9 protein-coding genes, 2 rRNA genes, 1 pseudogene and 1 other annotated feature (2 of these 13 running past the window's edge) are annotated in these 14371 nt (G+C 39.9%); all 12 genes and pseudogenes read left to right on the plus strand.

All coding sequences use genetic code 11. From position 1 onward, the window contains the following. Positions 1 to 2544 (plus strand): 23S ribosomal RNA (locus MHH59_RS00500); it begins 378 nt to the left of the window's first position. A 49-nt stretch (positions 2545 to 2593) separates the two neighbouring features. After that, a 5S ribosomal RNA gene (gene rrf, locus MHH59_RS00505) occupies positions 2594 to 2709 on the plus strand. A 213-nt stretch (positions 2710 to 2922) separates the two neighbouring features. Next, positions 2923 to 3384 carry a transcriptional regulator CtsR gene (ctsR, locus tag MHH59_RS00510; RefSeq protein ID WP_078178337.1) on the plus strand — a complete coding sequence of 154 codons (462 nt, stop codon included), beginning with the start codon at positions 2923 to 2925 and terminating at the stop codon, positions 3382 to 3384. Positions 3385 to 3553: 169 nt separating this feature from the next. Beyond that, positions 3554 to 4102 (plus strand): UvrB/UvrC motif-containing protein, encoded by a 549-nt coding sequence (locus tag MHH59_RS00515; protein ID WP_002009823.1) that lies wholly within the window; start codon positions 3554 to 3556, stop codon positions 4100 to 4102. Between the two features lie 4 nt (positions 4103 to 4106). Beyond that, positions 4107 to 5171, plus strand: coding sequence for a protein arginine kinase (locus MHH59_RS00520; protein WP_002169332.1), 1065 nt, complete (start codon positions 4107 to 4109; stop codon positions 5169 to 5171). 22 nt (positions 5172 to 5193) lie between these two features. Beyond that, positions 5194 to 7628: pseudogene (clpC, locus tag MHH59_RS00525) on the plus strand (ATP-dependent protease ATP-binding subunit ClpC). Between the two features lie 94 nt (positions 7629 to 7722). Beyond that, positions 7723 to 9099, plus strand: a complete 1377-nt coding sequence (gene radA / locus MHH59_RS00530) for a DNA repair protein RadA (RefSeq protein ID WP_002169331.1) — start codon at positions 7723 to 7725, stop codon at positions 9097 to 9099. Between the two features lie 3 nt (positions 9100 to 9102). Then, a complete protein-coding gene (disA, locus tag MHH59_RS00535; RefSeq protein ID WP_097883271.1) occupies positions 9103 to 10176 on the plus strand; it encodes a DNA integrity scanning diadenylate cyclase DisA in 1074 nt (357 codons plus the stop codon). Between the two features lie 160 nt (positions 10177 to 10336). Beyond that, complete coding sequence (locus MHH59_RS00540) at positions 10337 to 11440, plus strand: PIN/TRAM domain-containing protein (protein ID WP_002063406.1); 1104 nt, start codon at positions 10337 to 10339, stop codon at positions 11438 to 11440. A gap of 16 nt (positions 11441 to 11456) precedes the next feature. Beyond that, complete coding sequence (gene ispD, locus MHH59_RS00545; protein WP_002009811.1) at positions 11457 to 12137, plus strand: 2-C-methyl-D-erythritol 4-phosphate cytidylyltransferase; 681 nt, start codon at positions 11457 to 11459, stop codon at positions 12135 to 12137. 113 nt (positions 12138 to 12250) lie between these two features. Beyond that, positions 12251 to 12727: a 2-C-methyl-D-erythritol 2,4-cyclodiphosphate synthase gene (ispF, locus tag MHH59_RS00550; protein ID WP_000488386.1), complete on the plus strand. Its 477-nt coding sequence runs from the start codon at positions 12251 to 12253 to the stop codon at positions 12725 to 12727. Positions 12728 to 12816: 89 nt separating this feature from the next. Then, complete coding sequence (gene gltX / locus MHH59_RS00555) at positions 12817 to 14274, plus strand: glutamate--tRNA ligase (protein WP_002091496.1); 1458 nt, start codon at positions 12817 to 12819, stop codon at positions 14272 to 14274. 47 nt (positions 14275 to 14321) lie between these two features. Further along, positions 14322 to 14371, plus strand: a binding site (T-box leader) (it continues 196 nt past the right edge of the window).

Below are 14371 nucleotides of genomic sequence, written 5' to 3' on the forward strand. Positions count from 1 at the left end.
CCCGTAGTCGAAACTTCGTTCTCTCTTGAATGTATCCTGAGTACGGCGGAACACGTGAAATTCCGTCGGAATCTGGGAGGACCATCTCCCAAGGCTAAATACTCCCTAGTGATCGATAGTGAACCAGTACCGTGAGGGAAAGGTGAAAAGCACCCCGGAAGGGGAGTGAAAGAGATCCTGAAACCGTGTGCCTACAAATAGTCAGAGCCCGTTAATGGGTGATGGCGTGCCTTTTGTAGAATGAACCGGCGAGTTACGATCCCGTGCGAGGTTAAGCTGAAGAGGCGGAGCCGCAGCGAAAGCGAGTCTGAATAGGGCGTTTAGTACGTGGTCGTAGACCCGAAACCAGGTGATCTACCCATGTCCAGGGTGAAGTTCAGGTAACACTGAATGGAGGCCCGAACCCACGCACGTTGAAAAGTGCGGGGATGAGGTGTGGGTAGCGGAGAAATTCCAATCGAACCTGGAGATAGCTGGTTCTCCCCGAAATAGCTTTAGGGCTAGCCTTAAGTGTAAGAGTCTTGGAGGTAGAGCACTGATTGAACTAGGGGTCCTCATCGGATTACCGAATTCAGTCAAACTCCGAATGCCAATGACTTATCCTTAGGAGTCAGACTGCGAGTGATAAGATCCGTAGTCAAGAGGGAAACAGCCCAGATCGCCAGCTAAGGTCCCAAAGTGTGTATTAAGTGGAAAAGGATGTGGAGTTGCTTAGACAACTAGGATGTTGGCTCAGAAGCAGCCACCATTTAAAGAGTGCGTAATAGCTCACTAGTCGAGTGACTCTGCGCCGAAAATGTACCGGGGCTAAATACACCACCGAAGCTGCGAATTGATACCAATGGTATCAGTGGTAGGGGAGCGTTCTAAGTGCAGTGAAGTCAGACCGGAAGGACTGGTGGAGCGCTTAGAAGTGAGAATGCCGGTATGAGTAGCGAAAGACGGGTGAGAATCCCGTCCACCGAATGCCTAAGGTTTCCTGAGGAAGGCTCGTCCGCTCAGGGTTAGTCAGGACCTAAGCCGAGGCCGACAGGCGTAGGCGATGGACAACAGGTTGATATTCCTGTACCACCTCTTTATCGTTTGAGCAATGGAGGGACGCAGAAGGATAGAAGAAGCGTGCGATTGGTTGTGCACGTCCAAGCAGTTAGGCTGATAAGTAGGCAAATCCGCTTATCGTGAAGGCTGAGCTGTGATGGGGAAGCTCCTTATGGAGCGAAGTCTTTGATTCCCCGCTGCCAAGAAAAGCTTCTAGCGAGATAAAAGGTGCCTGTACCGCAAACCGACACAGGTAGGCGAGGAGAGAATCCTAAGGTGTGCGAGAGAACTCTGGTTAAGGAACTCGGCAAAATGACCCCGTAACTTCGGGAGAAGGGGTGCTTTCTTAACGGAAAGCCGCAGTGAATAGGCCCAAGCGACTGTTTAGCAAAAACACAGGTCTCTGCGAAGCCGTAAGGCGAAGTATAGGGGCTGACACCTGCCCGGTGCTGGAAGGTTAAGGAGAGGGGTTAGCGTAAGCGAAGCTCTGAACTGAAGCCCCAGTAAACGGCGGCCGTAACTATAACGGTCCTAAGGTAGCGAAATTCCTTGTCGGGTAAGTTCCGACCCGCACGAAAGGTGTAACGATTTGGGCACTGTCTCAACCAGAGACTCGGTGAAATTATAGTACCTGTGAAGATGCAGGTTACCCGCGACAGGACGGAAAGACCCCGTGGAGCTTTACTGTAGCCTGATATTGAATTTTGGTACAGTTTGTACAGGATAGGCGGGAGCCATTGAAACCGGAGCGCTAGCTTCGGTGGAGGCGCTGGTGGGATACCGCCCTGACTGTATTGAAATTCTAACCTACGGGTCTTATCGACCCGGGAGACAGTGTCAGGTGGGCAGTTTGACTGGGGCGGTCGCCTCCTAAAGTGTAACGGAGGCGCCCAAAGGTTCCCTCAGAATGGTTGGAAATCATTCGTAGAGTGCAAAGGCATAAGGGAGCTTGACTGCGAGACCTACAAGTCGAGCAGGGACGAAAGTCGGGCTTAGTGATCCGGTGGTTCCGCATGGAAGGGCCATCGCTCAACGGATAAAAGCTACCCCGGGGATAACAGGCTTATCTCCCCCAAGAGTCCACATCGACGGGGAGGTTTGGCACCTCGATGTCGGCTCATCGCATCCTGGGGCTGTAGTCGGTCCCAAGGGTTGGGCTGTTCGCCCATTAAAGCGGTACGCGAGCTGGGTTCAGAACGTCGTGAGACAGTTCGGTCCCTATCCGTCGTGGGCGCAGGAAATTTGAGAGGAGCTGTCCTTAGTACGAGAGGACCGGGATGGACGCACCGCTGGTGTACCAGTTGTTCTGCCAAGGGCATAGCTGGGTAGCTATGTGCGGAAGGGATAAGTGCTGAAAGCATCTAAGCATGAAGCCCCCCTCAAGATGAGATTTCCCATAGCGTAAGCTAGTAAGATCCCTGAAAGATGATCAGGTTGATAGGTTCGAGGTGGAAGCATGGTGACATGTGGAGCTGACGAATACTAATAGATCGAGGACTTAACCATATAATATGAAGCAAATGTTATCTAGTTTTGAAGGAATATACCTTCATAGTTTGGTGATGATGGCAGAGAGGTCACACCCGTTCCCATACCGAACACGGAAGTTAAGCTCTCTAGCGCCGATGGTAGTTGGGACCTTGTCCCTGTGAGAGTAGGACGTCGCCAAGCAAAATAAAAACACAAGTCTTTTGACTTGTGTTTTTTCGTGTTTCTTTTTACAATTCATAGTAATTTAAAAAATCTTTACTTAAAGAATCGTCCTTTTGATTAAAGACAGGGAAATGTGGCTAGGATAGTGAATAAGCAAAAGAGTTGCAAATTTTTTTAATACGTATATAATTAAAGTCAAAGATAGTCAAAGTCAATAAAGGTGGCGGATAAATGAGAAATATATCTGATATCATTGAGAAATATCTAAAGCAAGTTATTGACTTAAGCAATAATAATGCGATTGAAATCAAGAGGAATGAGGTCGCTGATCGATTCGATTGTGTGCCGTCTCAAATCAACTATGTAATCAATACCCGTTTTACGTTAGAAAGAGGATTCGTAGTAGAAAGTAAACGAGGTGGAGGAGGTTACATTCGCATTATAAAAGTCAAACTGCATGATGATATAGACATTATTGATCAAATGCTTCATATGATTGATCATAGCGTTGTACAAGGAAATGCAGAAAGCATGATTATACGTTTAATAGAAGAGGGTATTATAACAAATCGTGAAGCTAAACTTATGTTAAGCGTACTAGATCGTTCTGTATTATTAATGGATGTTCCTTCTCGAGATGAACTTAGGGCTCGAATATTATGCGCAATGTTAAGAACACTGAAATATAAATAAATATAACTTTTGTTAAGAATGATAGCTAAGATAATGCAGTTTAATATTGTAGGGATTTTGAAAGATGACATGTGCTTTTACTAAATGGATTAAGGAAAGAGAACAATCTAGTAATGTATGAAAAGTATCATGAGATAGATCGTTCCTGTTGTAAAGGTGGGGGATAGCGATGACTTGTCAAAACTGTAATATAAGACCAGCAACTTTACATTATACAAAAGTAATCAACGGAAAAAAGGCGGAAGTTCATCTTTGCGAGCAATGTGCAGAACAAAGTGGCTATACGTCTTTCTTTCAATCACCGCAGTCTAATTTTTCATTCCATGACCTATTAGCCGGATTATTGCATAGTGAACCGGCAATGTTTGAAGAAGGGCAAGATGCATTTTCAAATACAAATATATCAAGATGTCCGAATTGTAAGATGACATATGAACAATTTACAAAAGTGGGACGCTTTGGATGTGCTTCTTGTTACGATACATTTAAGGGGCATTTAAAACCATTGTTAAAACGACTTCACGGTGGGCATACGGATCATTGTGGAAAAATTCCTGAACGTATAGAAGGAAATATCTACTTAAAGAAAGAATTAGATGAACTAAAACTCAATCTGAAACAATATGTACAGAAAGAGGAATTTGAGAAAGCGGCTGAAGTACGAGATAAAATTCGAGGTCTTGTAAATCAGCTTAGTGAGCATAGAGAGGGGGAATAGTTCTATGTCACTGGACAGAATCATGAATGAAGCGATTAGTCCATGGATGAAGGGAGATGGCCCTGATTCTGATATTGTTTTAAGTAGTCGAATTCGTTTGGCTCGTAATTTTAAAAAATATCAATTCTCTACTATGCAAAACGAGGAAGAAGCTAAGCAGATTCATGAGTTATTTAAGAAGAAGTTTATAAAAAAACCTGTAGAACCTTTTGGGGAGTTTGAACTATTAAAAATGAATGAATTAAATCCTCTTCAAAGGAGAGTTTTAGTTGAGAAGCATTTAATTAGTCCAAATCTTGCAGGAACAGAATACGGAGCATGCCTACTATCAGAAAGTGAACATATAAGTATCATGCTTAATGAAGAGGATCATGTTAGGATTCAGTGCCTATTTTCAGGTTTACAGTTATCAGAGGCGCTTCAAAGTGCCAATCAAATAGATAATTGGATCGAGGAGCAGGTTGAATATGCTTTTGATGAATCGCTTGGATATATTACGAGTTGTCCCACTAACGTCGGTACAGGATTAAGGGCTTCGGTAATGATTCATTTGCCGGGACTGGTTTTAACGAAAAGAATTAACCGTATTATACAAGTAATTCAAAAATTAGGGTTAGTAGTAAGAGGAATATACGGTGAAGGTAGCGAAGCGTTAGGTAATATATTTCAAGTGTCAAATCAAATGACACTAGGGAAATCAGAAGAAGATATTATTGCAGATTTAAAGAGTGTCATTCAACAAATCATCCATCAAGAAAAAACGGCTAGAGAATTAATTGTACAAAATTCAAGCATTGAGCTTGAAGATAAGGTATATCGTTCTTACGGAATACTAGCTAACAGTCGTTTAATTCAATCTGCAGAAGCAGCCACTTGCTTATCAGATGTACGGCTTGGTATTGACTTAGGATATATACAAGGTATATCGAGAAATATTTTAACTGAGTTAATGGTTCTTACTCAGCCAGGCATTTTGCAACAATATGCAGGAGGACCTTTAGGACCAGAAGAAAGAGATTATCGAAGAGCAACCTTAATCCGTGAGCGATTACGAATTGAACAAAATTAAGCGCAAGTAGGAGGCGATTTCTATGATGTTTGGAAGATTTACAGAACGAGCACAGAAAGTATTAGCTTTATCTCAAGAGGAAGCAATTCGCATTGGGCATAATAATATTGGAACAGAACATATTTTACTTGGGCTTGTACGCGAAGGTGAAGGAATTGCAGCAAAAGCGTTAATTGCTCTTGGATTAAGTCCAGAGAAAGTTCAAAAAGAGGTAGAAGCATTAATTGGACGTGGAACGGAAGCTTCTCAAACAGTACATTACACACCTCGTGCTAAAAAAGTTATTGAGTTGTCTATGGACGAAGCTCGTAAGCTAGGCCATTCCTACGTTGGAACAGAACATATTTTACTTGGTTTAATCCGTGAAGGTGAAGGTGTAGCAGCACGCGTTTTAAATAATTTAGGTGTAAGCCTAAATAAAGCAAGACAACAAGTGTTACAACTCCTTGGAAGTAATGAAGCTAGTTCAGGTCACCAGGGTGGTTCATCAACAAATGCGAATACACCTACACTTGACAGTCTAGCACGTGATTTAACAGTTGTTGCACGTGAAAATCGTTTAGATCCTGTTATTGGACGTAGTAAAGAAATTCAACGTGTAATTGAAGTGTTAAGCCGTAGAACAAAAAACAATCCAGTATTAATTGGAGAACCTGGTGTAGGTAAGACAGCAATTGCGGAAGGATTAGCACAGCAAATTGTAAATAATGAAGTTCCTGAAACTTTAAGAGATAAGCGTGTTATGACATTAGATATGGGTACAGTTGTTGCTGGAACAAAATATCGTGGTGAATTTGAGGATCGTTTAAAGAAAGTGATGGATGAGATTCGCCAAGCTGGTAACATCATTCTATTTATTGATGAGCTTCATACGTTAATTGGTGCAGGAGGGGCGGAAGGTGCAATTGATGCATCGAATATTTTAAAACCATCTTTAGCACGTGGTGAATTACAATGTATTGGTGCAACAACTTTAGACGAATATCGTAAATATATTGAAAAGGATGCGGCATTAGAAAGACGTTTCCAACCAATTCATGTTGATGAACCAAACTTAGAAGAATCAGTTCAGATTTTAAAAGGTTTACGTGACCGTTATGAGGCGCATCACCGCGTATCTATTACAGATGATGCAATCGATGCGGCTGTAAAACTTTCAGATCGTTACATTACAGACCGTTTTTTACCTGATAAAGCAATCGATTTAATTGATGAGGCTGCATCAAAAGTGCGCTTACGTTCTTATACAACACCGCCAAACTTAAAAGAGCTTGAAGTGAAGCTTGAGGAAATTAGAAAAGAAAAAGATGCAGCTGTACAAAGCCAAGAATTTGAAAAAGCTGCTTCCTTACGTGATATGGAACAACGTTTGCGTGAAAAGTTAGAAGATACAAAGCGTCAGTGGAAAGAGAAACAAGGACAAGAAAACTCAGAAGTAACAGTAGAAGATATTGCAAATGTCGTTTCCACATGGACGCGTATTCCAGTTTCTAAACTTGCACAAACAGAGACAGATAAATTATTAAACTTGGAATCAATTTTACATGATCGTTTAATTGGGCAGGATGAAGCAGTTGTAGCTGTGGCAAAAGCTGTTCGTCGTGCGAGAGCGGGATTAAAAGATCCGAAACGTCCAATTGGCTCATTTATTTCCTAGGACCTACTGGTGTAGGTAAAACAGAACTAGCAAGGGCATTAGCGGAATCTATGTTCGGTGATGAGGATGCAATGATCCGCATCGATATGTCTGAGTACATGGAAAAGCATTCTACTTCTCGTTTAGTTGGATCTCCTCCAGGATATGTTGGATATGAAGAAGGTGGACAATTAACAGAGAAAGTTCGTCGTAAGCCATATTCAGTTGTCTTATTAGATGAAGTAGAGAAAGCTCATCCTGATGTGTTTAATATTTTACTACAAGTATTAGAAGATGGCCGTTTAACAGATTCTAAAGGACGTACAGTTGATTTCCGTAATACAATTGTTATTATGACGTCTAATGTTGGTGCAGACGCATTAAAACGTAATAAACATCTTGGATTTAACGTACAAGATGAGAGCCGCGATTATTCAGATATGAAAGGTAAAGTAATGGATGAATTGAAAAAAGCATTTCGTCCAGAATTCTTAAACCGTATTGATGAAATTATCGTGTTCCATATGCTTGAGAAAAAACATATTCAAGAAATTGTAACTCTTATGGTGAATCAGTTAGTGAATCGCTTAAAAGAACAAGAGATTGAATTGCATTTAACAGAAGGAGCAATTTCAGCAATTGCTGATAAAGGATTTGATCGAGAGTACGGTGCTCGTCCGCTTCGTAGAGCAATTCAAAAACATGTAGAAGATAGACTATCAGAAGAACTGTTAAAAGGTGCTATTGAGAAAGGACAAAAAGTTATCTTTGATATAGAAGGAGAATCATTTGTCATTCATAGTGCGGAAAAGGTAAAATAAGTATAGACAAACAAAGAGGGCTACGCGATAGCCCTCTTTCTTGTACGAGAAGGATAAACGTTTGTAGATGAAAGTGAAGTGAACTATAAAAGATATGGCTAAAAAGAAAACAAAATTTACATGTCAAGAATGTGGTTATCAGTCGCCAAAATATATGGGGAAATGTCCTGGATGTGGTCAATGGAATACGCTTGTTGAAGAGATGGAACCAGTTGTATCATCAAGACGCCTTAATTATGCCAATGCAATTCAATCAGAAGTAACAAAACCAAGACGCTTAACAGAGGTAGAAACAAAGTCTGAGGCGCGTATTGAAACGAAATTTCAAGAGTTTAACCGTGTACTTGGTGGCGGGATTGTAGATGGATCTTTAGTACTTATTGGTGGAGACCCTGGGATTGGGAAATCAACATTGTTATTACAAATTTCATCGCAATTAGCAGATTCTTTATATGATGTACTATACATATCAGGTGAGGAGTCAGCAAAGCAGATCAAACTTCGTGCAGATCGTTTGCATGTAAAGGGTAGTAATCTATTTGTTGTAGCAGAGACTGATTTACAGAGAATTGCAGCGCACATTGAGGAGATGAATCCAGCTTTTGTTGTTATTGACTCCATCCAGACGATACATTTACCTGAAGTGACGTCAGCCCCAGGGAGTGTAACGCAAGTACGTGAATGTACAGCGGAATTAATGAAACTTGCAAAGACGAAAGGGATTCCTATTTTTATCGTCGGACATGTGACAAAAGAAGGGGCAATTGCAGGACCACGTATGCTAGAACATATGGTTGATGCAGTTCTTTACTTTGAAGGAGATCGTCACCATACATATCGTATTTTGCGAGCTGTGAAGAACCGTTTTGGTTCCACAAATGAAATGGGTATCTTTGAAATGAAGGAACTAGGTCTTGCAGAAGTACTAAATCCTTCTGAAATTTTCCTTGAGGAACGTCCAGTTGGAGTTGCAGGATCCACAGTGGTTGCTTCAATGGAAGGAACAAGGCCGGTTTTAGTAGAAATACAAGCATTAATCTCCCCTACTAGTTTTGGAAATCCTCGAAGAATGGCGACGGGAATTGATCATAACCGCGTTTCACTTATTATGGCAGTGCTAGAAAAAAGAACAGGTTTATTGTTGCAAAATCAAGACGCATATTTAAAAGTTGCGGGTGGCTTGAAATTAGATGAACCAGCAATCGATTTAGCTGTCGCCTTAAGTATTGCTTCAAGTTTCAGAGATAAAGCTACTGCGCCAGCCGATGCGGTAATAGGAGAAGTAGGCCTAACTGGAGAAATAAGAAGAGTATCAAGAATTGAACAACGTGTACAAGAAGCAGCGAAATTAGGATTTCAACGTGCTATTATTCCTAGAAAAAATTTGGGAGGATGGACAATTCCAGATGGGATTGAGGTAGTAGGTGTTTCTAATTTAGGAGAAGCGCTTCGTTTGACATTAGGAGGCTAGGCTATGGAGGAAAACAAGCAACGTGTCAAAAGTATGATTAATATTCTACAGCTTGTTGCCCCAGGAACACCACTACGCGAAGGGATAGATAACGTACTTCGTGCGCAAACTGGAGGGCTAATTGTTCTTGGGTATAATGAGCAGATTAAAAGTATTGTTGATGGAGGATTTCACATTAATTGTGCATTCTCGCCGGCTAGTTTATATGAATTAGCAAAAATGGATGGGGCACTTATTTTAAATGAAACTGGGAGCAAAATTTTAATTGCAAATGCACAATTAGTTCCAGATCCATCCATTGATTCTATTGAAACAGGTATGCGTCACCGAACGGCAGAGCGTGTAGCAAAGCAGACGGCTAGCCTTGTTGTGGCTATTTCACAAAGACGTAACGTAATTACACTATATCAAGGGAACTTACGTTATACACTAAAAGATATAGGTGTAATTTTAACAAAGGCAAACCAAGCTATTCAAACGTTAGAAAAATATAAAGCTGTATGGAATGATGGGATTACGAATTTGGGCATTCTAGAATTTGAAGAGGTCGTTACAATGTCCGAGGTAGTTCACGTTTTACATAGTGTTGAAATGGTACTGCGTATTAAAAATGAAATAGTGAGCTACATTCATGAGTTAGGAACGGAAGGAAGATTAATTCGTTTACAACTTACAGAATTACTAGCCGACTTAGAAGCAGAGGCAGCGTTATTAATTAAGGATTATTATCAAGAAAAAACGCAGGATCACCATCAAATTTTGAAAAAGTTACAAGATCTTGCAAATACACAGCTTTTAGAGGATAGCGATTTAGTTAAATTGCTCGGCTATCCAGGGCAAATGAACTTAGAAGAAAGCGTGACACCGAGGGGATACCGAATCGCAAGCAAAATTTCTCGTGTTCCACCACTTATCATTGAAAATTTAATTAATCGATTTAAAACATTGCAAGGTGTTTGTCGTGCAACTATTAATGAATTGGATGATGTGGAAGGAATTGGGGAAGTTAGGGCGAAGAAAATACGAGAGGGCCTAAAAAGAATTCAAGAGCATCTCTATATGAGTAGACACAATTAAGAATATTACATTGATTCCATAATATAACGACACTAGAACATTTTTGTTATATGATATGGTATATTGGTAAATAAAACTATTTACAAAAAAACACGTCCGCTTTTGCATTCGGCGTTTTGATTAGCAAAACAATGGTTAATAATGAGTAGGAGGTGGTTGGATGTTAAAAAGGATCGTACAGCTCTTCTTTTTAGTGATCGGGGGAGCGTTAGGGATTTTTCTAATCCCAAAAGTTATTAATGTATTGGACGTTGGTGCTGTTCCTTTGCTTGAGGGATCGTACGTTCGTGCAATTATTGGTGCAATTATTTTATTTTTAACAACATTTTGGCTTGTGGATTATATTGTTCAACTTATTAAACATATCGAAGAAGCCCTTGTAAAGGCACCGGTAGCGGATGTTTTATTTGGTACATTAGGGTTGATCTCTGGTCTTATTGTTGCATATTTAATTTTGATACCAATTCGTGAATTCACGATTCCAGTCATTAGTACAGTATTACAAGTGTTCTTTACTCTTTTACTTGGTTATTTAGGATTCCAAGTAGGATTTAAAAAGAGAAATGAATTGCTAGGATTATTTACATTACCCCAGCGTGGAGGTAAGAAGAAAAACAATAGCGAGAACGAAGAGGTAGAGGTAGAAAAATCTACAACTCATTGGAAAATTCTCGATACAAGCGTAATTATTGATGGACGTATTGCGGATATTTGCCAAACGAAGTTTTTAGAAGGAACAATTGTGATTCCACAATTCGTATTAGAAGAGCTTCAGCATATTGCCGATTCTTCTGATGCTTTAAAGCGTAATCGTGGTCGCAGAGGATTAGACATTTTAAATCGTATTCAAAAAGAGCTACCAATTCCGGTGGAAATTTATGAAGGCGATTTTGAGGATATCCAAGAGGTGGATAGCAAGCTTGTAAAGTTAGCTAAAATCACTGGTGGAACTGTTGTAACAAATGATTTCAACTTAAACAAAGTTTCTGAATTACAAGGAGTAACAGTATTAAACATTAACGATTTAGCAAATGCAATTAAACCAGTCGTACTCCCTGGCGAAGAATTAAGTGTTTATGTTGTGAAAGATGGTAAAGAACAAAATCAAGGTGTGGCATATTTAGATGATGGCACGATGATTGTAGTAGAAGACGGTAGAGAATATGTCGGTTCGCAACTTAATGTACTAGTTACAAGTGTGTTGCAAACATCGGCAGGTCGTATGATTTTCGCAAAACGTAAATTATTAGAAAAAGCATTATAAGTAGAGGATTATTAATATGTATACGTTAATTATTCCAGCAGCGGGTCAAGGGAAACGGATGGGTGCTGGCAAAAACAAGTTGTTCTTACTTATAAATGGAGTACCTATCATTGTGCATACATTACGTGCTTTTGAAAAAGATAAAGCATGTAAACGTATTATCATGGCAATTAACGAAGAGGAACGCCCTTATTTTGAGGAGTTAATGCAGAAGTACCCGGTTGAAAAGCAGGTGCAATTTATTCAAGGCGGGGCCGAAAGACAAGATAGTGTGTATAATGCGCTTCAGTATGTGAGTGGTGTTGAATATGTTCTCGTACACGATGGTGCGCGCCCGTTCGTAACGAATAAGATGATGCAAGATGTATTAACTGCAGCAGAGAAATATGGTGCTTCCATTTGTGCGGTGCCAGTGAAGGATACCATTAAGAAAGTAGAACAGGGTGTTGTTGTTGAAACGGTAGAACGTTCTCAGCTTAAAGCGGTTCAAACACCGCAAGGATTTTCTGTTCCTCTTTTATTAGAAGCTCATAGAAGTGCAAAGCAAAGTTGTTTTCTTGGTACAGATGACGCAAGTCTCGTAGAACGTGTAGGGAAGAAAGTAGGCGTAGTAGAGGGGAGTTACTATAATATTAAAGTGACGACTCCAGAGGATTTACTAATTGCTGAAAGTTTCCTTCATGTTCAGAAGAAATAGAAGTGATGGTATTATAGTAAAGAAAAGCTCGGCAGTTGCCGGGCTTTTCTTTATAGAGATAGCAATATAATATAGAATTCATAAAGTAGTTTAGATTGAGGAGGATGTAAAGAATGTTTCGAATTGGACAAGGTTTTGATGTACATGAATTTGCGGAAGGTAGACCGTTAATTATCGGTGGAATTACAATTCCTCATGAAAAAGGATTAATCGGTCACTCGGATGCAGATGTATTGTTACATACGATTGCTGACGCATGTCTAGGAGCAATTGCAGCAGGAGATATTGGAAAACATTTTCCCGATACAGATCCTGCCTTTAAAGATGCGGATTCAGCTGTATTGTTACAAAAGGTTTGGGAATTTGTGCGTGAACAAGGTTATGAGCTAGGGAACCTAGATTGTACAATTATTGCCCAAAAGCCAAAAATGGCACCGCATATTGAAAGCATGCGTAAACGCATTAGTGAACTATTAGAAACGTCTATTGATAATATTAATGTAAAGGCAACAACAACAGAAAAATTAGGATTTACAGGTAGAGAAGAAGGGATTGCTTCTCAAGCGGTTGTTTTATTACAGAAAAAATAGTGGTTTTTAATTCGTAAGATGGATAATCACGTTTTTTTGGTGTACAATTATAGAATGTGTTGACATTAAGATTGGAAGGTGTACCAACTATGGAAAAGCAAGTGAGAGTGCGCTATGCGCCAAGTCCAACAGGACACTTACATATCGGAAATGCGCGTACGGCATTATTTAATTATTTATTTGCTCGTCATCAAGATGGTAAGTTTATTATTCGTATTGAAGATACTGATGTGAAACGTAATGTTGCTGGTGGAGAAGAAAGCCAATTAAAATACTTGAAATGGCTCGGTATGGACTGGGATGAAGGTGTTGATGTTGGTGGTGAATTTGGACCATATCGTCAAACAGAGCGTTTAGATATTTATAAAAAATTATATAAAGATTTATTAGAGCGTGATTTAGCTTACAAATGTTATATGACAGAAGAAGAGCTAGAAGCAGAGCGTGAAGGTCAAATCGCTCGTGGTGAAACACCGCGTTATGCAGGAAACCACCGTGATTTAACTGAGGAGCAAATTAAAGGATTTGAGGCTGAAGGCCGTATTCCAAGTATTCGCTTCCGTGTGCCGGCTGATAGCGACTACACGTTTAAAGATCTCGTAAAAGATGAAGTTGCATTCCATTCAAATGATTTTGGTGATTTCGTTATCGTGAAAAAAGATGGAATTCCAACTTATAACTTTGCGGTAGCGGTAGATGATCACTTAATGGAGATTACACACGTACTTCGTGGTGATGATCATATTTCAAACACGCCAAAACAAATGATGATTTATGAAGCTTTCGGTTGGGATATCCCGAAGTTCGGTCATATGACTTTAATTGTAAACGAAAGCCGTAAAAAGCTAAGTAAGCGTGACGAATCTATTATTCAATTTATTGAGCAATATAAAGAGCTTGGATATCTTCCAGAAGCAATCTTTAACTTTATTGCATTACTAGGTTGGTCACCAGTAGGTGAAGAAGAAGTCTTCTCTCAAGATGAGTTTATCAAAATGTTTGATGCAGCTCGTTTATCAAAATCACCTGCATTATTTGATTCCCAAAAACTAAAATGGATGAACAACCAATATATGAAAAAACAAGATTTAGATACGGTTGTTGAACTAAGCTTACCGCATTTAGTGAAGGCGGGTCGCGTAGGTGAAAACTTAAGCGAACAAGAACAAGCGTGGGTTCGTGATGTAATTGCTTTATATCATGACCAAATGAGCTTTGGAGCTGAAATTGTAGAGCTTTCTGAAATGTTCTTTAAAGATCATGTTGATCATGAAGAAGAGGGACAAGAAGTATTGAAAGGTGAACAAGTACCTGAAGTACTTCGTGCATTTGCCGATCAATTAGAAGCTTTAGAAGCAATGGAGCCAGCGGCAGTTAAGGCGGCTATTAAAGCAGTTCAAAAAGAAACAGGACATAAAGGTAAAAACCTATTTATGCCAATCCGTGTTGCTACTACTGGACAAACACATGGTCCAGAGCTTCCTAACGCTATTGCTCTTCTTGGAAAAGAAAAAGTTTTAAATCGTATTCAAAAAGTAATTGGTTAACATTTTCTAGGTTTAGCAATATAATAAGTATATCTAAAATCTAATAAGGAAAAGCGACGAGAAGGAGAAGTAGAAAATCAGGCTTTTTACAGAGAGA

It is taken from the genome of Bacillus sp. FSL E2-0195, from assembly GCF_038003645.1.
GTDB classification, from domain to species: Bacteria; Bacillota; Bacilli; order Bacillales; family Bacillaceae_G; genus Bacillus_A; species Bacillus_A mycoides.

What these genes read in the sequence shown, in the direction of transcription:
- radA (WP_002169331.1), top strand. Translation starts at nt 7,723, where the DNA reads ATGGCTAAAAAGAAAACAAAATTTACATGTCAAGAATGTGGTTATCAG.
- ispD (WP_002009811.1), top strand. Translation starts at nt 11,457, where the DNA reads ATGTATACGTTAATTATTCCAGCAGCGGGTCAAGGGAAACGGATGGGT.
- MHH59_RS00540 (WP_002063406.1), top strand. Translation starts at nt 10,337, where the DNA reads ATGTTAAAAAGGATCGTACAGCTCTTCTTTTTAGTGATCGGGGGAGCG.
- gltX (WP_002091496.1), top strand. Translation starts at nt 12,817, where the DNA reads ATGGAAAAGCAAGTGAGAGTGCGCTATGCGCCAAGTCCAACAGGACAC.
- ispF (WP_000488386.1), top strand. Translation starts at nt 12,251, where the DNA reads ATGTTTCGAATTGGACAAGGTTTTGATGTACATGAATTTGCGGAAGGT.
- ctsR (WP_078178337.1), top strand. Translation starts at nt 2,923, where the DNA reads ATGAGAAATATATCTGATATCATTGAGAAATATCTAAAGCAAGTTATT.
- MHH59_RS00520 (WP_002169332.1), top strand. Translation starts at nt 4,107, where the DNA reads ATGTCACTGGACAGAATCATGAATGAAGCGATTAGTCCATGGATGAAG.
- MHH59_RS00515 (WP_002009823.1), top strand. Translation starts at nt 3,554, where the DNA reads ATGACTTGTCAAAACTGTAATATAAGACCAGCAACTTTACATTATACA.
- disA (WP_097883271.1), top strand. Translation starts at nt 9,103, where the DNA reads ATGGAGGAAAACAAGCAACGTGTCAAAAGTATGATTAATATTCTACAG.